We start from the raw sequence: 23138 nt of genomic DNA on the forward strand, positions 1-23138 counted from the left end.
CAGAGGCTGGCGCAAGTGGCGCGCCTGGAATCCCTGGCGCGCGGGGCCGCGCCGCCGGCCTGGTGACCAGGCGTTTCAGTCTGTTTTCCGCGCGCGCGGCGTTCTTGCGCCGTGCCTACAATGGCGCACCGCTGGCTCAGTGTGCCTCACGCCGATTTCGGGAGATCTTCCATGTCCATATCCTCCAGCTTGCGTTGGCTCGCTCCCTGCGCGCTTGCCGTCGGTCTTGCCGCCTGCGCGTCGCCGCCGCGCGGCCCGGGCGCGCAGGATCCGCGCTTCCAGCCCGCCGCCGCGTCCGACGTGTACGCGCAGACCAGCTGGGACCTGGCCCGCTGGACGCGGCCCGGCGGCGCCTTGCGCCAGATTCCCCATCCGTCGCAGACCTCGCGGCCCGTCACGATCAGCTTCATCCATGACAAGGGCGCGCCCGTGGTCAGCGGTTTTGGCGGCTGCAACCAGTACAACGCGCCCTACACGGTGGCAAACGGGCTGCTGATCGTGCGCTCGCATCCCGTGTCCACCATGATGGCCTGCAATCCGGACGCCATGCGGCTGGAACAGGACTTCCTCGACGGCCTGACGCGCATCACGTCCAGCACGCTGGACAACACCGGCAATCCGCGCCGCCTGACGCTGCTGCTGTCCTCGGGCGACACGCTGGATTTCGGCCGCCGCATCGATCCGGCGACCGGCGGCCAGATGGGCCCGAAAAAGCTCGTGTACGTCGATTCCGAGCGCGTGCCTTGCAATGCCGGCGCCGGCCGCGCCATGTGCTACCAGGTGCGCGACAGCGCGGCCCAGCCCTGGCAGCTCTGGTATGGCGATATCACCGGCTTCAATTTCCAGCCGGGCGTGCGCTATCGGCTGCGCGTGGTCGAAGTGCGCGATCCGAATCCGCCGGCCGATGCCTCCGGCTTGAAATGGGTGCTGGACGCGGTGGTCGAGCAGGAGCCTGTGCGGCGCTGAGGCCCCGGCCCGGACGCGGGCCCGCCAGCGATTATGATGGCGGCTCCCGCGCATTCCGCATTTTCGCGGCCCGCGCATGCCGCGCCGGCCTTGCCACGCTACGCCCATGTCTTCCGTTGCCAATATCTCCGCCTACAAATTCGTCTCGCTCGACGGCTTGCCCGAGTTGCGGGAAACGCTGCTGGCCCGCGCGCGCGAGGACGGACTGAAGGGCACGATCCTGCTGGCCGGGGAGGGCATCAATCTGTTCCTGGCGGGCGCGTCCGCAGGCATTGAGTCTTTCCTGGCCGCGCTGCGCGCGGATGCGCGCTTCGCCGACCTGGAGCCGAAGTACAGCTACAGCGACGCGGTGCCGTTCCGCAAGCTGCTGGTGAAGATCAAGCGCGAGATCATCCGCATGAACCATCCGGCCATCCGCCCCGAGGCCGGCCGCGCGCCGGCGGTGGACGCGCGCACGGTGGCGCGCTGGCTGGCGCAGGGCGCGGACGATGCCGGTCGCCCGGTTGTGATGCTGGACACGCGCAACGCCTTCGAGGTCGACGAGGGCACGTTCAGGAATGCCATCGACTGGCGCATCGAGCGCTTCACCCAGTTCCCGGACGCGGTGCAGGCACACCGCGACGAGCTGCAAGGCAAGACCGTGGTCAGCTTCTGCACCGGCGGCATCCGCTGCGAGAAGGCCGCCATCTACATGAACGAGGCCGGTATCGATCACGTCTACCAGCTCGAGGGCGGCATCCTCAAGTACTTCGAGGAGACCGGCGGGCCGGGCTACGAGGGCAAGTGCTTCGTGTTCGACGAGCGCGTGTCGCTGGATCCGGCGCTGGCGCCCAGCCGGGCCTGAGCCGCCGCGCATCTGGCGCGATCAAGAAAAAACCCGCCTCGAGGCGGGTTTTTTTTATCGCCGGGCCGGCGCCGCGTCAGCGCACGCGCATGCCGGGTTTGGCGCCGGGGAAGGGCTCCAGCACGTAGATGCCGGCATCCACCGACTCGTCGGCGTGGCTGGCGGCCAGCACCATGCCTTCGGACACGCCGAACTTCATCTTGCGCGGGGCCAGGTTGGCCACCATCACGGTCAGCTTGCCGATCAGGTCTTCGGGCTGGTAGGCCGACTTGATGCCGGAGAACACGTTGCGGTGGCGGCCTTCGCCCACGTCCAGCGTCAGGCGCAGCAGCTTGGTCGAGCCTTCGACGTGCTCGCAGTTGACGATCTGCGCGATGCGCAGGTCGACGCGGGCGAAGTCGTCGATGGAGATGGTCTCGGCCAGCGGCTCGCCGCCGGGGATCACGGCGGGAGGCGCGGGCGGTTCGAACAGGTCTTCCAGCATCTGCGGCTCGACGCGCTGCATCAGGTGCTTGAACGGCGCCACGGTCTGCGGCAGCGCGGCGGCGTCGGCCCAGACAAAGCCGGCCTGCGCGCCGAACAGCTCGCGCGCGACGCGGTCGGTCAGTTCCGGCAGCACCGGGGCCAGCATCACGGACAGGGCCTTGAAGCCGGCCAGCGAGCGCGAGCAGATGTCCTGCAGCGCGGCCTTCTGGGCGGCGTCGGCGCTGCCGATGCCCTTGGCCAGCACCCAGGGCTGGGCGGTGTCGAAGGCCTGGTTGATGCGGTCGGCGCAGGCCATGATCTCGCGGATGGCGCGGTTGTACTCGCGCGCCTCGAAGGCGGCGCGGATTGATTCTGCCTGCTCGGCGTACTCGGCCGACAGCGCGGCGGCGTCGCCCATATAGGCCAGCTGGCCGTCGAAATGCTTGGTGATGAAGCTGGCCGCGCGGCTGGCGATGTTGACGTACTTGCCGATCAGGTCGCTGTTGACGCGGGCGATGAAGTCCTCGGGGTTGAAGTCCATGTCTTCAACGCGGGCGTTCAGCTTGGCGGCGATGTAGTAGCGCATCCACTCGGCGTTCATGCCCAGTTCCAGATAGCGCAGCGGCGAGATGCCGGTGCCGCGGCTCTTGGACATCTTCTCGCCGCTGACGGTGATGAAGCCGTGCACGTTCAGCGCGTCCGGCGTCTTGCGGCCGGCGAACTTCAGCATGGCGGGCCAGAACAGCGCGTGGAAATAGATGATGTCCTTGCCGATGAAGTGGACCTGTTCGGTGTTGCCGTTCGGGTCGAGCAGCGCGTCGAAATCCAGGCCTGCCTTGTCGCAATAGGACTTGAGCGAGGCCAGGTAGCCCACCGGCGCGTCCAGCCAGACGTAGAAGTACTTGCCCGGCGCGTCGGGGATCTCGATGCCGAAATAGGGCGCGTCGCGCGAGATGTCCCAGTCGCCCAGCTTGGCTTCGCCGTCATCGGCGCCCAGCCATTCGCGGGTCTTGGCCAGCACTTCCGGCTGCAGGTGCTTGCCGCCGGCGGCGTTGGCGCCCATGGTCCATTGCTGCAGGAATTCCACGCAGCGCGGATCGGACAGCTTGAAGAAGAAGTGATCGGAGGACTTCAGCACCGGCGTGGCGCCGGTCAGGGCCGAATACGGATTGATCAGTTCGGTGGGCGCATAGACCGCGCCGCAGACTTCGCAGGAATCACCGTACTGGTCCTTGGCGTGGCACTTGGGGCATTCGCCCTTGATGTAGCGGTCGGCCAGGAACATGCCCTTGACCGGGTCGTAGAACTGCTCGATCGAGCGCGTCTCGATCAGGTCCTGCGCCTTCAGCGCGCGGTAGATGTCCTGCGACAGCGCCACGTTCTCGGCCGAGTCGGTCGAGTGCCAGTGGTCAAAGCGGATATGGAAGCCGTTCAGGTACTGCGGGCGTTCGGCGGCGTAGCGCGCCACCAGGGCCTGCGGCGTGATGCCTTCCTTTTCCGCCTTCAGCATGATCGGCGCGCCATGCGCGTCGTCCGCACCCACGAAGTGCACCGTGTGGCCCGCCAGTCGCATCGAACGCACCCAGATGTCGGCCTGGATGTACTCCATGATGTGGCCGATGTGGAAGGATCCGTTGGCGTAGGGCAGGGCGGTGGTGACGAAAAGGGTGCGAGACATGGTCTTCGTGCGGTTGAGGGAAAGGTGGATAGACCGGCCATTTTAGGGCAATGGCGGCGGCGGGCCTCGGCGGGGGGCGAAAGGGGATGGCGGGATCGCGCGCCCAAACTCCGGTCCGGATCAGATCGGATGGCGCGGGCAGAGAGAACGGGCCGTCAAAAGACGGCCCGAAGGGAGTGTCCCTGGTGCGCGCCAGGTCGCCGCGAGGCGGCCGTGGCAGGCGCGCGCCGGCGTCAGCGGACTTCGCGGGCCTCGACGTCGATCACGTCGCCGCCGCGCGCTTGCGCGAACGGGGCGGCGGCCGACTGGAACGGATTCGGGCGGGCGCCTTGGCGCTGGCTCCAGTAGGCGCGCACGCCGAACGGCTTGCCGCGCACCTTGGCCACCACGTACAGGATCGCCACGGCGATCGCGGTGGAGAGCATGAACACCAGCGCCATCGCCATGCCGATCAGGGCCAGCGCGGCAAACAGGACGGCACGGAGGAAGCGGATGAGAGGATTCGTCATGAAGGTCGGATGCAAAACGCAGCGAAAGGTTCCCGCGTATCCGCTATCCTTTAGGGGACGGCGGCCAGCAGAAGCCGCGCTGCCTACGGAACCATAGTGACATGAGTATAACGATAGAACACATCCGCGCCGCGTTGCGGGGCGCGCAAGACCCGAATACCGGCCTGGACCTGGGCGTATCTGTAAAAGATCGTGACATTCAACTGCAGGGCGGCCGGGTCGCCCTGACGCTGGAACTGGGCTATCCCGCCGACGCTTTCAAGGATCAGGTGCGCGGCATCGCCGTCGCGGCGCTGGCCGCAGCCGGCGCGCCCGATGCCCAGGTCTCGGTGACCTGGAAGGTCGCGGCGCACGCGGTGCAGAAGGGCTTGAAGCCGCTGCCGAACGTGCGCAACATCATCGCCGTGGCTTCCGGCAAGGGCGGCGTGGGCAAGAGCACCACCGCCGTGAACCTGGCGCTGGCCCTGGCGGCCGAGGGCGCCAAGGTGGGGCTGCTGGACGCCGACATCTACGGCCCCAGCGTGCCGACCATGCTGGGCGTGTCTGGCCGGCCCGAAAGCCGCGACAACAAGAGCATGGAGCCGCTCGAGGGCCATGGCCTGCAGGCCAATTCCATCGGCTTCCTGATCGACGCGGATTCCCCGGCGATCTGGCGCGGCCCGATGGTCACGCAGGCGCTCGAACAACTGCTGCGCCAGACCAACTGGCGCGACCTGGACTACCTGATCGTCGACATGCCACCCGGCACGGGCGACGTGGCGCTGACGCTGGCGCAGAAGGTGCCTGTCGTGGGCGCGGTCATCGTCACCACGCCGCAGGACGTGGCGCTGCTGGACGCGCGCAAGGGCCTGCGCATGTTCCAGAAGGTCGAGGTGCCCATCCTGGGCGTCGTCGAGAACATGGCCATCCACATCTGCTCGCAATGCGGCCATGCCGAGCACATCTTCGGCGAAGGCGGCGGCCGGCGCATGGCCGAGCAGTACGACACGCCCTGGCTGGGCAGCCTGCCGCTCACGCTGGCGATCCGCGAGCAGACCGATGCGGGCCAGCCCACCGTGGTTTCCGACCCCGGCAGCGAGGCGGCGGCCCTGTACCGCGGCATCGCCCGCAAACTGGCGGCAAGCGTTGCGGCGCTGCCCCGCGACATGGCGGGCAAGTTCCCCTCCATCGTCGTGCAACAGCCGACCTGACGCATGCGCTGGGCAGCCCGGGCCTTTCTGGCCGGACTCTGCGCAATGGCGGGCGAGGCGGCGGCCAAGCGTCCCGAAATCGTGGTCGACCCCGGCGGCGTGACGCCGGCGGCGCTGCAGGCCATTACCGAGGCCGTGGACGCGATCGCCCGCCTGGCCGAAGACCAGGACGGCGGCGAAATCAGCCGGCTGCGGCGGCGCGCGCGCGACGCCACGCTGGCCGCGCTCGCCACGCAGGGCTATTTTTCCCCCACCGTCACGCTGGAAGCCGGCACCGACATCGGCGGCGAGACCTGGGACATCGGCATCGTGTCGGGCAAGCGCGCGACGGTGTCTTCCGTGGATCTCGGCTTCACCGGCCGGATCACGCGGCCCGAGTACGCGCAGCGCGTGCAGAAATTGCGCGAGGACTGGCAGCTCAAGGTCGGCCAGCCCTTCATCAACAGCGACTGGAACAAGGCCAAGGCAGCCCTGCTGGACGAAGTGTCCGAGCGTGATTTCCTGCTGGCGCGCATGACGTCCTCGGCGGCCGACATCCAGGCCGGGCAGGCCAGCGCCGCGCTGTCCGTGACCATCGACAGCGGCCCGCGGGTGAATATGGGCGAGCTCAAGACCGAGGGCCTGGAGCGCGTGCCGGAAAAACTGGTCCAGCGCTACGTGCGCTACTCGGTGGGATCGTCCTACGAGCAGAGCCGGCTCGACCAATGGCAGCAGGACTTGCAGTCCACCGCGTTTTTCCGCGGCGCCTTCGTGTCGCTGCAGCAGCCCGGCGGACAGGCCGCGCCCGAACCGATCTCCGACCGTGCCCGCGCGCCGGGGGCGGCCGACGCCCTGGCCTCGGCGCCGGCGGGCGACGCGTCCGTTTCCGGTGGCCAGCCGCCGCCCGCGGCGGTCTACGATTCCGATGGCGAGGTCACGCTGCCCGTGCAGGTGCGGGTGGTGGAGGCGCCGCCCAAGCGCCTGTCGGTGTCCATGGGCGTGGACGACGAGGCCGGCGCCCGGCTGGAATCGATCTATCGGCAGAACGTGGTGTTCGGCCAGCCCTTGACGCTGGAAACCGGTTTCAGCGTGGACCGCTTGCGCCAGCGCGCCTACGCCGACTTCCTGTTGCCGCCGACCGAGCGCGGCTACAAGGATTCCTTCGGCGTGCTGGCCGACCGCTCCGACATCCAGGGGCTGGAAGTGACCCGCTACGCGCTCGGCGCCACGCGCCTGCAGGAGCGCAAGGCCGCCGGCGACAGCCGCGTCGAATACGAAACCCGCTGGGGCCTGTTGCTGGCGCAGGATCACGTCAAGATCGACGGCGGCGACGAATACACGCTGCCGTCCGCCACGGCCACCGCCGAATGGCTGCGCCGCGACGTGGACAACAAGTACGACCCGCGCGAAGGCAACCTGATCGCGGTGGGCGGCGGCCTGGGCGTGGTGCTGAACACCGGCGAACCCTATACGCGCGCCCGGCTGCGCGGCCAGAAATGGTGGCCCATCGGCAAGCGCGACGTGCTGACCATCCGTGGCGAGGTAGGCCGCATCTGGGCCAATGGCAAGGTCCAGGTGCCTGACGACTTCGGCTTTCGCACCGGCGGCGCGCGTTCCATCCGCGGCTACAAGTACCAGAGCATCGGCCTGAAGCGCGACAGCGCGATCGTGGGCGCGCCGGCGATGGTGGTGGGCAGCGTGGAGTACGACCACTATTTCAACGAGCGCTGGGGCATGGGCGTGTTCGTCGATGCCGGCGACGCGGCCAAATCCTTCGGCGACATGTCGCTGGCGGTTGGCTACGGCGTGGGCGCGCGCGTGCGCACGCCGGCCGGGCCCTTGTTCCTGGACGTGGCCTACGGCCAGCGCGACCGCAGCCTGCGACTGCATTTCTCCCTGGGGATCGCGTTTTGAGGACGTTGCGCGCGATCCTGCGCCATCTTCTGGTGTGGTGGCTGCCCGGGCTGGCGATGCTGGCGGTGCTGGCCTGCGGTTTCCTGTTCTGGCTGGCCGGCACGCAGAGCGGCACGCGCCTGCTGCTGACCACGGCGGCGCAGCAACTGGACGGCCTGGCGCTGGACGTGCGCGGCTCGGTGCTGCGCGGCCTGAACGTGGGGCGGCTGGAGCTCGAGACGGGCGGCACCCGCGTCGAAATCGCGGACCTGGGCCTGAAAGTGGACTGGCGCGCGCTGGGCCAGCGGCGGCTGCACGTGCGCGAGCTGTCGGCCGCGGCCGTGACGGTGACGCTGGCGCCGGCGGCAGCCGAAGAAACGCCGCCCGCGCAGGACGAGGCGCCCTTCAGCCTGCCGTCGCTGCCGGTGGACATCGCGCTGGACCAGCTGACGCTGGGCGAATTCCATCTGCTGCAGAACGGCGAGGCCCTGCCGGTGTCGCTCGGCGGCCTGGCCGCCACCTTCGCGGCCGGGCAGGACAGCGCGCAGCTGCGCATCGCCAGCCTGCGCGTCGGCCATGAGATCGGACAGGCCGAGCTGAGTGGCGAGGCCGAGCTGCGCGCTCTGGCGGACCCGTGGCCGTTCAGCCTGCGGCTGGACGTGGCCGCGCGGGGCGCCGGCCCTGATTCCCCGCTGTGCCAGGCCGAACGCCTGCGCGCCATCGTCGGCGATGGCGCGAACGCCCAGGCGGGCGGGGCGCGGCCGGATGGCGCGGACAAGACGGACAAGGCCGGCAAGGCATCCGGTAAGGCGGGCAAGCCCGCCCAGGCGCAAAAGGCCGGCAAGGCAACGGGCGCGACGCCGGCATCCGCGCCCGCCGACGCGCCGGCGCCGGCCACCGCTTTCGTCGGCCCCCCGGAACCGGCCTGCCGTGTGTTGCTGAGCGCCGACGCCGCGGGCTCGCTGGACGGCCTGCAGGCCAAGCTGGAAGGCACCGGCTCCGGGCTGGCGTTGAATGTGTTGGCCGATCTGGCGCCGCGTACGCCCCTGGTGCTGCGCAGCGCCAGCGCCCAGGCGCGCCTGCCGGACGCGTCCACGCTGACGGCGCAGTTCGACCTCAAGGCCGCGGCGGACGGCCAGGGGCGCGATCGCATCGAGGGCCGGGTGGGCGCCGAGCGGCTGGACCTGGGGCCGTGGCTGGGCAAGGACATTCCGCAGGCCGTGCTGAGCCTGAGCGCGGATCTGGGCGCCGAACTGGAGAACCTGAGCCAGCTGCGGCTGGCGGCCATGGACCTGCGCATCCAGGAAGGCTCGCGCTGGAACAAGCAGCCGCTGGCGGGCGCGCTGAAGGCCCGGGTTGAGTTGCCGGCGGCCACGCCGCCCGCCGCCGTCGCGGGCGGCGCATCGACGACCGCGACCGCCGGGACGGCCACGTCCGGGGCCGGCGCGGCCGACGATCCGCTGGCCGGCCTGCGCATCCAGGGCCTGGACGTGGACCTGACGCTGGGTCGCAACCGCATCCGCGCCCAGGGCGACGTGGGCGCGGCCGACGGGTCGCTGGCGCTGGACGCGCAGGCGCCGCAACTGGACGCTTTCTGGCCGGGACTGCCGGGCGGAGCGGAATTGAAGGGCAAGCTCAACGGCACGGCGGCCGCCCATCGCGGCGAGTTCAGCGCCCGCTATGTGCCGGCCAAGTTCCGCGCGGGCGTGCTGGGCGAAGCGCCGGCGCAGGCTGATATCGCATTTGCCGGGGGCTGGGGACGTGGCCCGGCGGGCGAGGCCGATGCCGCCCTGACGGGCTGGCGCGGCACGTTTTCGCGGCTCAATGCGGAATCGGCCGGCTTCGCGGTCGCCGCCGAGCGGCCGCTGTCCGTGGCCTACCTGCCCGGGGCGGTCGCGCCGCAATGGCAGTGGCAGGTCGGCGCCACCACGTTCGGCCTGACGCTGCCGGGCAAGGAACGCCTGACGCTGGCCCACAAGGGCTCGCGCGGCGGCGGCGCGCGCTGGGAAACCGCCGGCCAGGCGGACAACCTGGTGATCACGGCGGCCATGACGCGGCAGGTGATCGCCGCCGTCGATCCCGAAGCCGCCGCCCGGCTGGACAAGGGCCCCAAGCGGGTCAACGCCATGGTGGCCGAAGCCAAGCGCCGCATCGCGCTCGATGTGTCCTGGGACCTGAAGTTCGACGGCCGCCTGACGGGTTCGGCCCGCATCGCCCGCCGCGACGGCGATCTGCTGATTCCGGGCGATCCGCCCGTGCCGCTGGGACTGACGGCGCTGACGCTGGACCTGACCGCGACGCCGTCCTCGGCCAGCGCCAGCCGCCTGGATGCCAAATTGGCCCTGGCCACCGAGAAGATGGGCGTGGTCAACGGCACGGCCTCGGCCGTGCTCGCCGTGGATGCGCAGGGCGGCATGGCGCTGGATGCGCGCCAGCCGATCCGCGCCAAGCTGGATGCCGACATCGCCGACCTGGCATGGGTCGGCCTGTTCGTGGGCGACGCGATGGAAGTCGGCGGCACGGTCAAGGCCAACCTGGAGGCCCAGGGCACGCTGACGGGCAAGTGGACGGGCAGCGGCGCGATCCGCGGCGACCGGCTGCGGGTGGTGCGCATCGACGACGGCGTGCGGTTGGTCGAGGGCAAGCTGGCGGCGCGCCTGGACGGCGACAGCCTGGTGCTGGACAGCCTGCGCTTCCCGGCCTCGCTGCGCGTGATGCCGGCGGAATGGCGCACCAAGGAATGGATCACCACCAATCCCGAGGCCAAGGACGGCTATGCCGAGGCACGCGGACGCTGGAGCCTGACGGATGGTGGCGGCCAGCTGCGCCTGACGCTGTACCGTTTCCCGGCGCTGCAGCGCTCGGACCGCTATGCCATGGTGTCCGGCTCGGTCGATCTGAACGTCGCCCTGCCGCGCATCGACATCGTGGGCGACCTCAAGGCGGACGCCGGCTGGTTCAGCCTGGAGATCCTGCAGGGCGTGCCCACGCTGGACGACGACGTGAAGGTGCGCCGGCCGGGCGACGATCCCGGCGCGGCGTCCACGCCGCTGCAGACCAGCATGAACCTCAAGTTCGACATGGGGCCGCGCTTCTACATCACCGGCATGGGCCTGGACGCGGGCCTGCTGGGCTCGATCCAGATCCTGCTCAGCGACGGCCGGCTGACCGGCGTGGGCGCGCTGCGCACGCGCGGCGGCGGCATCGAGGCCTATGGCCAGAAGCTGCGGCTGCGTCGCGGCACGCTGACGTTCCAGGGGCGGCTGGACAATCCCGTGCTGGACATCGAGGCCCTGCGCACCGGCGAGCAGGTCGAGGCCGGCGTCAAGGTGGCCGGTACGGCGCAGCGCCCGCGTATCGACCTGGTGTCGTATCCCGACGTGAGCGATGTGGAAAAGCTGTCCTGGCTGCTGCTGGGACGCGGGCCGGACGGCAGCGGCGGCGATGCCGCGCTGCTGCTGTCGGTGGGCACGGCGCTGCTGGGCGGCGGCGGGCCGCCGTTCTACAAGCAGTTCGGGCTGGATGATGTCAGCATCCGTAGCGGCAACATCGGCAGCTCCGGCAGCCTGCTGCCGGACCGCACCGTGGCCGGCGACGTCAACCGCGACAGCGACAGCCGCCTGGCGACCCAGTTCCTGGTAGCCAGCAAGACCTTCGCCAACGGCATCACGCTGAGCGTGGAGCAGGCCCTGGCCGGCGCCGACACCGTGGGACGCGCCAGTTACCGGCTGAGCCGCCGCTGGTCGGTGGACCTGAAGGGCGGCGCGGTCAATGGCATCGCCCTGGTCTACCGCACATTCTTTGGGGACTAGAAGGGGGGGGCAGGTCCCCCCCGAAGCGCTGGCGCGCTTCCCCCCAGGGGGCGCCGCGACGGACCGGCGGAGCCGGATCCGTGCGGCCTGGATTGGGGGGCAACTTTGCCGGGGGCGCCCGTTCTGCCGCTCGGGATAAAATCAGGGCTGTCCATTCCCCCGAGCACCATTGCCATCATGAGCATCAAAAGCGACCGCTGGATCCGCCGCCAGGCCGAAGCCGGCATGATCGAACCCTTTGAAGCGGGTCAGGTCCGCACGGCCAATGGCGGGCGCATTGTCAGCTACGGCACCAGCAGCTACGGCTACGACGTGCGCTGCGCCGACGAATTCAAGATCTTCACGAACATCAATTCCACCATCGTCGATCCCAAGAACTTCGACGAAGGCTCGTTCGTGGACTTCAAGGGCGATGTCTGCATCATTCCGCCCAATTCCTTCGCGCTGGCGCGCACCGTCGAGTATTTCCGCATTCCGCGCAGCGTGCTGACCATCTGCCTGGGCAAGAGCACCTACGCGCGCTGCGGCATCATCGTCAACGTGACGCCGCTGGAGCCGGAATGGGAAGGCCACGTCACGCTGGAATTCTCGAATACCACGCCGCTGCCCGCCAAGATCTACGCCGGCGAAGGCTGCGCGCAGATGCTGTTCCTGGAAAGCGACGAGGTCTGCGAGACCTCTTACCGCGATCGCGGCGGCAAGTATCAGGGCCAACGCGGCGTCACGCTACCTAGAACATAACCCCCCCGAAGCGCTACGCGCTTCCCCCCAGGGGGCGCCGGCTGCGGACCGGCTGAGCCGGATCCGCGCGGCCCCGATTGGGGCAGACTTGCGGCCTTGTGGCGTTCCTCTTCGTTGGGTCTGCCTTTCGCCCTGCTTCGTCCTGACCTTCCTTGGCGGGCGGGGCGTTGTCGTGTGGCGGCAAAGCCGCCGTCGCGCATCTTGGGACCGCTAGCCCCCGGTTTTCGCCTGCGCGGGGCGCAGGTATTCGATATCCCATTCGCTTTCGTCGACCTGGACGAAGCCGTGGCGCTGGTAGAAGCGGTTCGAATCGCTGTCGCGCAGGGCGCCCACGCGCAGCGGCAGGCCTTGCGCGTCGGCCTGTGCCAGCAGGCGCCTGAGCGTGCGGCCGCCCAGGCCCCGGGCCTGGACCGATGGGTGCAGGTATAGGTGGTCCAGGCGCAGGCCGTCGCCGTCCGGGCGCAGGGCGTAGAAGCCGACGCGTTTTCCTTCCAGCTCGATTGCCCAGGTGTATTCCGGGCGGAAGGTGGCTTGCAGCCGGCTGCGCGCGCGCTCGGGGTCGAAACGGCCCAGCCGCTCCAGGCTTGCGCGCATGGCGGCGATGCGCAACGCCAGCAGGTCCTCGAAATCGGCTTCGGACACGGCCGGGTAGCGCAGCGCCGGTTCGGCCAGTTCGTCGTAGCCCCGGCCCAGGAACTGCAGCAGGCAGATGCCATGGCCGAAAGGGTCGCTCAGGTGGGCGATGCGGCCCCAGGCATGGGTGGCGGCCGGGTCTTCGAGCCGGGCGCCAGCCGCGACGGCTCGCGTCGCGGCCGCGTCCACATCGTCCACCACCACGTCCAGGTGCACCGGCGTCCAGTGCCGGGCGTAATCCCGCGGCTGGCGCGTCGCACCCGCCGCCGGCGTGCCGGCGGCTTTTTCCAGCAGATAGATGGGAGCCTCGGCGCCAGCCATTTCCGCCACCGCCGGTCCCAGGCGGCGCGACAGGGTCAGCCCGAAAGCGTGTTCGTAGAAGCCGATGGCGCGCTCCAGGTCGGGCACGTCGATATTGATCAGGAGTCTCATGGCGGCGCAGGCTCGGGCAGGGACGACCAACATAGCACGGCGACCGCCGGGTGCGCGGCGCTAAAGAACCCCAGGGGGCGACCGTAAAGTGGAATATGTGTTTGCCGATTTGGCGACGTCATTTCAGCAAGCGTGAGCAAGGCCCTATCGTGCGTTACCCCCATATCCCCTGGCTGCCCCTGTTGTTCTATCCTGCGCTGCCGGTGGCGGCGGCGGCGGGGCTGCTGCTTTGGCAGGACTGGCCGCCCGCCCTGGCGCTGATCGTTCCCTACGTGCCCTGGGTGATGGCGCTGATCGGCATCGCCATCTGCCTGATGTACCAGCGTTCGCAGACCATGGCGCTGATGCTCAGCGTGCTGGTCGCCGCGGCGGCCTGGCCGGCCCTGGCGGAGCAGGCGCCGTGGGCGCTGGGGCCGGCGCTGGCCTGGTGGGCGCTGGCCTATACCATCAATGCCTTGTGGGCCGAGCGCTCCAGCGTGCTGCTGGACCTGGCCGCGCGGCTGGGCCTGATGGCCTCGGGCGCGGCCGCCATCGCGCTGGCGGGCAAGGAAGGCACGGCGGACTTCTTCAGCACGCTGGCCGTGCAAGGCGCGCTGGCGCGCCTGGGCGTGCCGGTCGAGGCGCTGGCCGCGCTGCTGGCGACCGGTCTGACGCTGACCCTGCTGCTGCTGCGCTATGGCCGTCCGCAGCAGGCCGGCCAGTGGCTGGGCTTCGTCTGCATGGCCTGGGCGCTGCCGCGCGGCGCGCAGCATCCGGTGGAGCTGGCGCTGATGTCGGCCGCCGCGCTGACCTCGCTATCCATTTCGCTGGCCCATGAAGGGTTCCACATGGCGTTCCGCGATGAGCTGACCGGGCTGCCGGGCCGGCGCGCGCTGAACGAAAAGCTGCAACGCATGGGCCGGATCTACACGTTGGCCATGGCGGACGTGGATCATTTCAAGGTTTTCAACGATACCCATGGCCACGACGTGGGCGACCAGGTGTTGCGCATGGTCGCGGCGCAACTGCGCCGCGTGTCCGGCGGCGGCCATGCCTACCGCTATGGCGGCGAGGAATTCACGCTGGTGTTCCCCGGCAAGACCGCGGCGGAAAGCATGCCGCACCTGGAAGCCGTGCGGCGCGCCATCGAGGCCTACCAGATGCGCCTGCGCGACAAGCCGGCACGGCCCCGGACGGACCAGGCGGGCTTGCGCCGCCGTGGCGCCCGGAGCGGACGCAACACGCGGCCGTTGCGCGTGACGGTCAGCATTGGCGTGGCCGAGCGCGGCGACGCGCTGCGCGCGCCCGAAGCGGTCATCAAGGCGGCCGACCAGGCGCTGTACAAGGCCAAGGACGGCGGTCGCAACCAGGTGTGTTCGTACGGCGCGCGCCGGCGCGCCAGCGCGGGCTGAGGCGGCGCCGCGCGGCGGCGGTCCCTGGGGGCGGAAAGTTGCGGCAGGCAGCCGGCGGGCGCTCAGTCGCCGGCCAGGCGCAGCGTCATCAGTCTTTCGTCGTGCAGCACGCCGTTCACGCACAGCCCTTCCGGTTCCATGCCGTACTCCGCGAAGCCCAGGCTCTCGTACAGCGCGCGCGCGGCGAGGTTGCCGGCCGTGACGCTCAGCTGCAGCTGGCGCACGCCACGCATGCCGCCGGCATGGTCGATGGCAGCCAGCATCAGCTGGCGCGCCAGTCCGCGCCCGCGCGAGGCGGGCGCCATGTATACGCTCCAGATCTGCGCCTTGTGGCGCATCTTCAATTTGTGCTGCCGGCCCACGCCGGCCATGCCGGTCAGCGCGCCGTCGATGAACACGCCGAACATGGCGTTTTCGATGTCCGTGGCGACCCAGGCGCGGATATCGTCCAGCGTGAGCGTATGTTCCTCTTCGTAACTCGATCCGAACGCTTCGGGCGTTTCGCGCAAGGCATTCAGGCGCAACTGGCGCAAGGGTGCGGCGTCGGCGGGCGTCAATCGTCGTATCAGCGGATCGGGCATGGCGGGGTTGTTGGGAAATGGGCACGCCTTGCGGCGCGGCAACACAGTATAGGGGGACGCTTGCCTATAATGGTTTTCATCGCCGCTAGCGGTTTTCTCCAAGGAGCCCTTGATGTTCGGTTTCCTCAAGACAAACCATGAAGCCAGGCGCGACGAAGTCCAGGCGGAGTTCGTGGCGCGGGTGGCCGCCGCCGCCCAGGATTTCGTCCAGGCCGCCGGCCCTGCCGGCGCCGGGCTGGACTACACCCCGGGCAGCCTCCATGCGCTGGATGCCGCGCTCGAGGCCGCCCACGTCGGCGCGCTGGCCCTGACGCCGATGCAGACCGTGGGCGCGGCCGCCTACCTGTACGAGGTGGCGCGGCGCGAGCACGGCGGGTTGTACGAAGTCTGCGACGACGAGGATCCGGTGGTGCTGGTCTGCGGCGAGTCCGGCGCCCAGGTCTGCCTGGCCGCCATTGCCAAGGTTGAGCGCCGCATCCGTTACGGGCAGGCCGAGGCCATCCCGCCTTACTTCGAACGCTTCATCGCGGCCCTGCAGGCCGGCGAGACCCTGACCCTGCGCTAGCCCCCCGTTTTCCCGGCCTCGCGGCGACCTGCCGCGAGGCCGCTGGCGCGCCCGGCGGGGCATATGCGCAACACCCGCGGGCCGCTGCGGGCGCCCCGGGGCGGATTGCCTTGGGACTGAAAGAAAAAGCGCCCTACAATTCGGCCATTCCCGCACCCCCGGCGGGCTTACGCGCCGCCTGCCTCCAGGCGGTTTATTTACCGCAGTACACTCGCGACCCTTATACGCGTCCGTTTGCCTTGCCCCAGGAGCGCCTGCATGAAATTCCGCTTCCCCATCTTCATCATCGACGAGGACTACCGTTCCGAGAACGCGTCCGGTCTTGGTATCCGTGCCCTGTCCGCCGCGATCGAGGCCGAGGGCGTCGAGGTGATCGGGGTGACCAGCTATGGCGACCTGAGTTCCTTCGCGCAGCAGCAGAGCCGCGCCAGCGCCTTCATCCTGTCGATCGACGATGAAGAGTTCGACGTGGACTCGCCCGAGGACGTGGCCAGCGCGATCAAGAACCTGCGCGCCTTCATCGGCGAGCTGCGCTTTCGCAACGCCGACATCCCGATCTACCTGTACGGCGAGACGCGCACGTCCGAGCACATCCCGAACGACATCCTGCGCGAGCTGCACGGCTTCATCCACATGTTCGAGGACACGCCCGAGTTCGTGGCGCGCCACATCATCCGCGAAGCGCGCAGCTACGTGGACAGCCTGCCGCCGCCGTTCTTCCGCGAGCTGGTGAAGTACGCGCAGGACGGCTCGTATTCCTGGCACTGCCCCGGCCACTCCGGCGGCGTGGCCTTCCTGAAGAGCCCCGTGGGCCAGATGTTCCACCAGTTCTTCGGCGAGAACATGCTGCGCGCCGACGTCTGCAACGCCGTGGATGAACTGGGCCAGCTGCTGGACCACACCGGCCCGGTGGCCGAGTCCGAGCTGAACGCCGCGCGCATCTTCCACGCCGACCACTGCTACTTCGTGACCAACGGCACGTCCACCTCGAACAAGGTGGTGTGGCACGCCAACGTCGCCGCCGGCGATGTGGTCGTGGTGGACCGCAACTGCCACAAGTCGATCCTGCACGCCATCACCATGACGGGAGCGATCCCGGTGTTCCTGCGCCCGACGCGCAACCACCTGGGCATCATCGGCCCGATCCCGCTGGAAGAGTTCCACCCGGACAACATCCGCAAGAAGATCGAAGCCAATCCCTTCGCGCGCGAGGCCGTCAACAAGAACCCGCGCATCCTGACGCTGACGCAGAGCACCTACGACGGCGTGATCTACAACGTCGAAATGATCAAGGAACAGCTCGGCAGCCACGTCGACACGCTGCACTTCGACGAAGCCTGGCTGCCGCACGCGGCGTTCCACGAGTTCTACCGGGACATGCACGCCATCGGCCAGGACCGCCCGCGCAGCAAGGACGCGATGGTGTTCGCCACGCACTCCACGCACAAGCTGCTGGCCGGCATCTCGCAGGCTTCGCAGATCATCGTGCAGGAGTCCGAGACCCGCAAGCTGGATCGCAACGTCTTCAACGAGGCGTACCTGATGCACACGTCCACGTCGCCGCAGTACGCGATCATCGCGTCCTGCGACGTGGCCGCCGCCATGATGGAACCGCCCGGAGGCACCGCGCTGGTCGAGGAAAGCATCCGCGAAGCCATGGATTTCCGCCGCGCCATGCGCAAGGTGGAATCCGAATTCGGCAAGAACGACTGGTGGTTCAAGGTCTGGGGCCCGAACCGCCTGGTGTCCGAAGGCATCGGCAACCGCGACGAATGGATCCTGGAGTCCAACGAGCATTGGCACGGCTTCGGCGACCTGGCCGAAGGCTTCAATATGCTGGACCCGATCAAGGCCACGATCATCACCCCGGGCCTGGACATGTCCGGCAGCTTCGGCGAGACCGGCATCCCGGCCGCGCTGGTGTCCAAGTACCTGACCGAGCACGGCGTGGTGGTCGAGAAGACCGGCCTGTATTCGTTCTTCATCCTGTTCACCATCGGCATCACCAAGGGCCGCTGGAACACGCTGCTGACCGCGCTGCAGCAGTTCAAGGACGACTACGATCGCAACCAGCCGCTGTGGCGCATCCTGCCCGACTTCTGCAAGGTGCACCGCCGCTACGAGCGCATGGGCCTGCGCGACCTGTGCCAGCAGATCCACGAGGCCTACCGCGAGCGCGACGTGGCCCGCCTGACCACCGAGATGTACCTGAGCGACATGGTGCCGGCGCTCAAGCCGTCCGACGCCTTCGCCCGCATGGCGCACCGCGAGGTCGAGCGCGTCGACATCGACAAGCTGGAAGGCCGCGTCACCGGCGTGCTGCTGACGCCGTACCCGCCGGGCATCCCGCTGCTGATCCCGGGCGAACGCTTCAACCGCACCATCGTGCAGTACCTGCAGTTCGCGCGTGAGTTCAACGAGCGCTTCCCGGGCTTCGAGACCTACATCCATGGCCTGGCCGACGAGGTGGGCGAGGACGGCGAGAAGCGCTACTACGTCGACTGCCTGAAGGAAGAGTGATCCCGCAAGGATCCGGAGCGCCGATGTTGTTTGACGTTGCCGTGCTGGGCGCCGGCGCCGCGGGCATGATGTGCGCCGCGGTGGCCGGCCAGCGGGGCTTGCGCGTGGTCCTGGTGGACCACGCCGAGCGCCTGGCCGAGAAAATCCGCATTTCCGGCGGGGGCCGCTGCAATTTCACCAATCTCGGCGCCGGCCCCGCCAACTTCCTGTCCGAGAACCCGCACTTCTGCCGTTCGGCGCTGGCGGGCTACACGCCGCAGGATTTCCTGGCGCTGCTCAAGCGCCATCGCGTGTCCTGGCACGAGAAGCATCGCGGCCAGCTGTTCTGCGACGATTCCAGCGAATCCATCATCGGGCTGCTGCGCGCCGAGTGCGACGAGGGCGGGGTGGCCTGGCGCATGGGCTGTTCGGTGGCCGAGATCGTCCATGGCGAGCAGGGTTTCGAGCTGCGCACCAGCCAGGGCCTCATCCGCGCGGCCAAGCTGGTCGTGGCCACCGGCGGCATGGCGATCCCGCAGCTGGGCGCCACCGATTTCGGCCTGAAGATCGCGCGCCAGTTCGGCCTGAAGATCGTCGAGCCACGGCCCGCGCTGGTGCCGCTGACCTTCGACGCGGCGCAGTGGCAGCCTTTGTCGGCGCTGTCCGGCGTGGCGCTGGAAGTGAGCCTGTCCACGGGGCAGGGCAAGGCGCGTGGCGAGTTCCTCGAAGACCTGCTGTTCACGCATCGCGGGCTGTCGGGGCCGGCGATCCTGCAGATTTCCAGCTACTGGAAGCCGGGCGAGCCCATCGTGGTGGACCTGGCGCCGGGCCGTGACCTGGCCGCCGAGCTGCTGGACGCCAAGTCCGGCAACCGCCAGCAACTGCACACGGTGCTGGCCGGGCTGTGGCCCAAGCGGCTGGCCGACGCCTGGCTGGCGCTGGCCGAGCAGGGCGGCAAGCCGGGACTGGCCGCCTTGCGGCTGGCCGACGCGCCGGACAAGACGCTGCGCGGGCTGGCCCAGGACATCCATCAATGGACGCTGGTGCCCAGCGGCACGGCCGGCTACAAGAAGGCCGAGGTCATGCGCGGCGGGGTGGACACGCGCGGGCTGGACCAGAAGTCCATGCAGGCGCGCACCGTGCCCGGCCTGTACTTCATCGGCGAGGCCGTGGACGTGACCGGCTGGCTGGGCGGCTACAACTTCCAGTGGGCCTGGGCCTCGGGCGTGGCTTGCGGCAAGGCGCTGTAGCGACGGGATCGGGCCGCCGCCGGGTACGCGTCCGGCGGCGATAGGCCGGCCTTATCGCGCGGATTGTGACAATCTCGTTGTGGTATTAAATAAAAATAAATATCATTTGTGTTTTCGATAGTGATTCGTTCCCATCACCAACGGACGATCTGACGGAGACACCAGATGGCCTATACCTTGCCCCCGCTACCCTACGCCTATGACGCGCTGGAGCCGCACATCGACGCGCTGACGATGGAGATCCATCACAGCAAGCATCACCAGACCTACGTCAACAACCTGAACGCCGCCCTGGAAGGCGCCGGCCTGTCGACCGACGAACCGGTGGAGGCGCTGGTGGCGCGGCTGGACCAGCTGCCCGCTGCCATCAACGCGGCGGTGCGCAACAACGGCGGCGGTCACGCCAACCACAGCCTGTTCTGGAGCGTGATGTCGCCGCGCGGCGGCGGCGCGCCCGACGGCGCGCTGGCGCATGCCATCGCGTCCGACCTTGGCGGGCTGGATGCCTTCCGCGAAGCCTTCACCAAGGCCGCGTTGACCCGCTTCGGCAGCGGTTGGGCCTGGCTGTCGGTGACGCCGGCCGGCAAGCTCGTGGTCGAGAGCAGCGCCAACCAGGACAGTCCGCTGATGCACGGCAATACCCCGATCCTCGGCCTGGACGTATGGGAGCACGCCTACTACCTGAAATACCAGAACCGCCGCCCCGAGTACATCGGCGCGTTCTACAACGTGATCGATTGGCCCGAGGTGGCGCGCCGCTACGCGGCCGCCGTGGGCTGATCGCGGTTACGCCAGCGAGGCGCCCATGAACACATTCAGCCGACACCGGATCCGACCCGCCGCCACCAGCGTCAGCATCTGGACGCTGGCCGTGCTGGTGTCCTGCCTGGCCCTGTACCAGCTCTGGGTCTACCTGGACGTGCGCGCGCCGCACGTGGCCGACGCGCTGCTGGGCGGCATGATGGCCGCCGCCGCGACCGCGCTGGGCACGCTGCCCGTGCTGTTCGCCCAGACCCTGCCGCAGAAGGTGCAGGACAGCCTGTACGGTTTCGGCGCCGGCGTCATGCTGGCCGCCAGCGCCTTCTCGCTGGTGGCGCCCGGCATCGCCGCGGCCGGCGAGCTGGGGCATGGCCCCTGGGGCGCCGGCATCCTGGTCGGCGCCGCCATCCTGCTGGGCGCGGCGGTGCTGCTGCTGATGGACCGCTGCCTGCCGCACGAGCATTTCATCAAGGGCAGGGAAGGCATCGAGGCGCATCGCCTGCGCCGCACCTGGCTGTTCGTGTTCGCCATCACGCTGCACAACCTGCCCGAAGGGCTGGCCATCGGCGTGGGCTATGCCGGCAACGACCCGCTGCGCGGCACGGCGCTGGCCACCGGCATCGCCATCCAGGACATCCCCGAAGGGCTGGTGGTGGCGGTGGCGCTGATGGCCGCCGGTTACAAGCGCGCCTTCGCGGTGGCGCTGGGCATGCTGTCGGGTCTGGTGGAGCCGCTGGGCGCGGTGCTGGGCGCGGCCGTGGTGGGCTGGTCGGCGGCCTTGCTGCCGTGGGGACTGGGCTTTGCCGCCGGGGCCATGCTGTTCGTCATCAGCCATGAAATCATTCCCGAATCGCACCGCAAGGGACACGAGGTCTACGCCACTTGCGGGCTGATGCTGGGCTTCGTGCTGATGATGTTGCTGGATACCGCGCTGGGCTAGCGGCCGCGGCCCCGAACGGCGCGCGGACAGCCGGGTTTCCTCGCTTTCCGGCGCCCGAGGTTTCGATGTATGCTTGCGCCGCTGTCATGCATGTTGCGGGAGAGAGCGGCCATCAAGCTGGCCGCCGCCGAAGGCGCAATTCGCCCGGAATCGCTCAGGTAACCCATACCGTCCATGCTTGCCCTGTCCCGGTTTTCGGTCGATGTGGCAAAACAGCACTCTGGAGAGACCTGGCGCCGCGCCTTTCAGGCCGTCCCGAATGGGGACGTAGCGGGCAGCCCAGGCGCCGAAGGTGCACACCCGCCACGCGGGGCAACTCTCAGGCAAAAGGACAGAGGGGCGGAAGATTCAGCCGTGCCGTGGACGCGTGTCCGCTGGCGGCTTTCCGCAACCCTGGCAACGCTGCCGCTCCGGAGTTCCCGCGCATGTCCGCAACCCTCAAACGCACCCCGCTGGCCGACGAACACATCGCCTCCGGCGCCCGAATGGTCGACTTCGGCGGCTGGGACATGCCGCTGGCCTACGGCTCGCAGCTGGAAGAGCACCACGCCGTGCGCCAGGACGCCGGCATGTTCGACGTCTCGCACATGCTCAACGTCGATGTGACGGGCCCGGACGCCTTCGCCTTCCTGCAGCGCCTGGTCGCCAATGACGTGGCCAAGCTGACCGTGCCGGGCAAGGCGCTGTACAGCTGCATGCTCAATCCGCAGGGCGGCGTGATCGACGACCTGATCATCTATTTCTTCGCCGCCGACCAGTGGCGCGTCGTGGTCAATGCCGGCACCGCCGACAAGGACATCGCCTGGATGCAGCGCGTCCGGCAGTCCGGCAAATTCGACGTGGCCATCGCACCGCGCCGCGACCTGGCCATGATCGCCGTGCAGGGCCCCAACGCCCGCGCCAAGGTCTGGGCCGCGCGTCCGGCCTGGCAGGCCGCCAGCGAACCGCTGACCCCGTTCGTGGCCGCCCAGGTGGGCGACGATACGCTGGTGGCCCGCACCGGCTACACCGGCGAGGACGGCTTCGAGATCGTGCTGCCCGCCACGCAGGCCGTCGCGCTGTGGCGCGACCTGGCTGCGCAGGGCGTGCGTCCCTGCGGCCTGGGCGCGCGCGACACGCTGCGCCTGGAAGCCGGCATGAACCTCTACGGCCAGGACATGGACGAGCTGATCCAGCCCGACCAGGCCGGCCTGACCTGGACGGTATCGCTGAAGAACGCCGAGCGCCGCTTCATCGGCCGCGACGCGCTGGAACAATTCGCCACCCCGGCCGCCTTCCTCGGCCTGAAGCTGCAGGAACGCGGCGTGATGCGTGCCCACATGGCCGTGCGCGCCAAGCAGGGCGCGGGCGAGCTGACCAGCGGCACCATGTCGCCCACCCTGGGCGTGTCCATCGGCTTCGCCCGCCTGCCCGTGGGCGTGGTTCCCGGCGACACGGTCGAGGTGGACATCCGCGGCAAATGGGTGCCCGCCCTGGTCTGCAAGCTGCCGTTTGTCCGTAACGGCAAAGCCGTCGAACACTCGTAAACTCGAAGCTTCGCGCGCGCCGGCCGGCAGGCCCGCGCGCGAGGCGCGCAATCCTTTTTCCCCATCCGAATAGCCCCAGGAGTTCCCATGAGCCTGCCCACCGATCGCAAGTACACCGAGTCCCATGAATGGGTCAAAGCCGAAGGCGACGTGTTCGTCGTCGGCATCACCGACACCGCCCAGGACCAGCTGGGCGACCTGGTCTTCGTCGGCGACGTCAAGGTCGGCGCCAAGCTGGCCGCTGGCGAAACCGCCGGCGTGGTCGAGTCGGTCAAGGCCGCCTCCGACATCTACGCGCCCGTGGCCGGCGAGATCGTCGCCTTCAACGAAGAGCTGGAAAGCAATCCCAACCTGATCAACGAGTCGGCCTTCACCGCCTGGATCTTCAAGATCAAGCCGGACAACGCCGCCGACGCGGACAAGCTGCTGGACGCCGCCGGCTACGAAGCCGTCGCCAACGGCTAAGCCCGTCCCGCGCGGGCTGG

18 protein-coding genes and 2 riboswitches are annotated in these 23138 nt (G+C 69.1%); of the genes, 14 read left to right on the top strand and 4 right to left on the bottom strand.

What is annotated here, in order from left to right:
- Positions 1–171 precede the first annotated feature (171 nt).
- Positions 172–966 (top strand): DUF4377 domain-containing protein, encoded by a 795-nt coding sequence (locus AC6LJ9_RS13380; RefSeq protein ID WP_498147927.1) that lies wholly within the window; start codon positions 172–174, stop codon positions 964–966.
- A gap of 106 nt (positions 967–1072) precedes the next feature.
- Positions 1073–1810 (top strand): sulfurtransferase, encoded by a 738-nt coding sequence (locus tag AC6LJ9_RS13385; RefSeq protein WP_103271134.1) that lies wholly within the window; start codon positions 1073–1075, stop codon positions 1808–1810.
- A 76-nt stretch (positions 1811–1886) separates the two neighbouring features.
- Here AC6LJ9_RS13385 and metG read toward each other — a convergent pair whose 3' ends face one another.
- The gene (gene metG / locus AC6LJ9_RS13390) at positions 1887–3953 is read right to left on the bottom strand and encodes a methionine--tRNA ligase (RefSeq protein WP_498147928.1); all 2067 of its coding nucleotides are present in this window, start codon (positions 3951–3953) and stop codon (positions 1887–1889) included.
- A gap of 233 nt (positions 3954–4186) precedes the next feature.
- The gene (locus AC6LJ9_RS13395; protein ID WP_103276198.1) at positions 4187–4462 is read right to left on the bottom strand and encodes a hypothetical protein; all 276 of its coding nucleotides are present in this window, start codon (positions 4460–4462) and stop codon (positions 4187–4189) included.
- A 101-nt stretch (positions 4463–4563) separates the two neighbouring features.
- Between AC6LJ9_RS13395 and apbC the strand changes: the two genes are divergently transcribed.
- The 4 genes from apbC to dcd all read left to right on the top strand — a co-directional run bounded on the left by apbC (position 4564) and on the right by dcd (position 12077).
- Positions 4564–5652 carry an iron-sulfur cluster carrier protein ApbC gene (gene apbC, locus AC6LJ9_RS13400; RefSeq protein WP_498147929.1) on the top strand — a complete coding sequence of 363 codons (1089 nt, stop codon included), beginning with the start codon at positions 4564–4566 and terminating at the stop codon, positions 5650–5652.
- A gap of 3 nt (positions 5653–5655) precedes the next feature.
- Positions 5656–7545, top strand: coding sequence for an autotransporter assembly complex protein TamA (locus tag AC6LJ9_RS13405; protein ID WP_498147930.1), 1890 nt, complete (start codon positions 5656–5658; stop codon positions 7543–7545).
- Complete coding sequence (locus tag AC6LJ9_RS13410) at positions 7542–11336, top strand: translocation/assembly module TamB domain-containing protein (protein WP_498147931.1); 3795 nt, start codon at positions 7542–7544, stop codon at positions 11334–11336. The genes AC6LJ9_RS13405 and AC6LJ9_RS13410 overlap by 4 nt, the downstream gene beginning before the upstream one ends.
- A 177-nt stretch (positions 11337–11513) precedes the next feature.
- Entirely contained in the window at positions 11514–12077 is a 564-nt protein-coding gene (gene dcd / locus AC6LJ9_RS13415; RefSeq protein ID WP_103271130.1) for a dCTP deaminase, read from the top strand.
- Between the two features lie 210 nt (positions 12078–12287).
- Here the strand turns inward: dcd and AC6LJ9_RS13420 are convergent, their stop codons facing one another.
- Positions 12288–13142, bottom strand: a complete 855-nt coding sequence (locus tag AC6LJ9_RS13420; protein ID WP_498147932.1) for a GNAT family N-acetyltransferase — start codon at positions 13140–13142, stop codon at positions 12288–12290.
- A 149-nt stretch (positions 13143–13291) separates the two neighbouring features.
- On the opposite strand from AC6LJ9_RS13420, the gene AC6LJ9_RS13425 reads away from it, so the two are divergent.
- Positions 13292–14533, top strand: a complete 1242-nt coding sequence (locus AC6LJ9_RS13425) for a GGDEF domain-containing protein (RefSeq protein WP_498147933.1) — start codon at positions 13292–13294, stop codon at positions 14531–14533.
- A gap of 62 nt (positions 14534–14595) precedes the next feature.
- Here the strand turns inward: AC6LJ9_RS13425 and AC6LJ9_RS13430 are convergent, their stop codons facing one another.
- A complete protein-coding gene (locus AC6LJ9_RS13430) occupies positions 14596–15114 on the bottom strand; it encodes a GNAT family N-acetyltransferase (protein WP_498147934.1) in 519 nt (172 codons plus the stop codon).
- Positions 15115–15226: 112 nt separating this feature from the next.
- Here AC6LJ9_RS13430 and AC6LJ9_RS13435 point away from each other — a divergent pair, with 112 nt between their 5' ends.
- The 7 genes from AC6LJ9_RS13435 to gcvH all read left to right on the top strand — a co-directional run bounded on the left by AC6LJ9_RS13435 (position 15227) and on the right by gcvH (position 23118).
- Complete coding sequence (locus tag AC6LJ9_RS13435; RefSeq protein WP_498147935.1) at positions 15227–15679, top strand: hypothetical protein; 453 nt, start codon at positions 15227–15229, stop codon at positions 15677–15679.
- Between the two features lie 258 nt (positions 15680–15937).
- Entirely contained in the window at positions 15938–18199 is a 2262-nt protein-coding gene (locus tag AC6LJ9_RS13440) for an Orn/Lys/Arg family decarboxylase (protein ID WP_498147936.1), read from the top strand.
- A gap of 23 nt (positions 18200–18222) precedes the next feature.
- Positions 18223–19428, top strand: a complete 1206-nt coding sequence (locus AC6LJ9_RS13445) for a BaiN/RdsA family NAD(P)/FAD-dependent oxidoreductase (protein WP_498147937.1) — start codon at positions 18223–18225, stop codon at positions 19426–19428.
- 165 nt (positions 19429–19593) lie between these two features.
- On the top strand, positions 19594–20208 hold the full coding sequence (locus AC6LJ9_RS13450; protein ID WP_498147938.1) for a superoxide dismutase: 615 nt from the start codon (positions 19594–19596) through the stop codon (positions 20206–20208).
- 25 nt (positions 20209–20233) lie between these two features.
- The gene (locus AC6LJ9_RS13455) at positions 20234–21127 is read left to right on the top strand and encodes a ZIP family metal transporter (RefSeq protein WP_498147939.1); all 894 of its coding nucleotides are present in this window, start codon (positions 20234–20236) and stop codon (positions 21125–21127) included.
- Positions 21128–21213: 86 nt separating this feature from the next.
- Positions 21214–21308: riboswitch (glycine riboswitch) on the top strand.
- A gap of 29 nt (positions 21309–21337) precedes the next feature.
- A riboswitch (glycine riboswitch) is annotated at positions 21338–21472 on the top strand.
- Positions 21473–21552: 80 nt separating this feature from the next.
- A complete protein-coding gene (gene gcvT / locus AC6LJ9_RS13460; RefSeq protein WP_498147940.1) occupies positions 21553–22653 on the top strand; it encodes a glycine cleavage system aminomethyltransferase GcvT in 1101 nt (366 codons plus the stop codon).
- Positions 22654–22740: 87 nt separating this feature from the next.
- Positions 22741–23118 (top strand): glycine cleavage system protein GcvH, encoded by a 378-nt coding sequence (gcvH, locus tag AC6LJ9_RS13465; protein WP_212316721.1) that lies wholly within the window; start codon positions 22741–22743, stop codon positions 23116–23118.
- Positions 23119–23138: the final 20 nt, after the last annotated feature.

The sequence above is a fragment of the Achromobacter sp. 1011811831 genome (assembly GCF_059760905.1).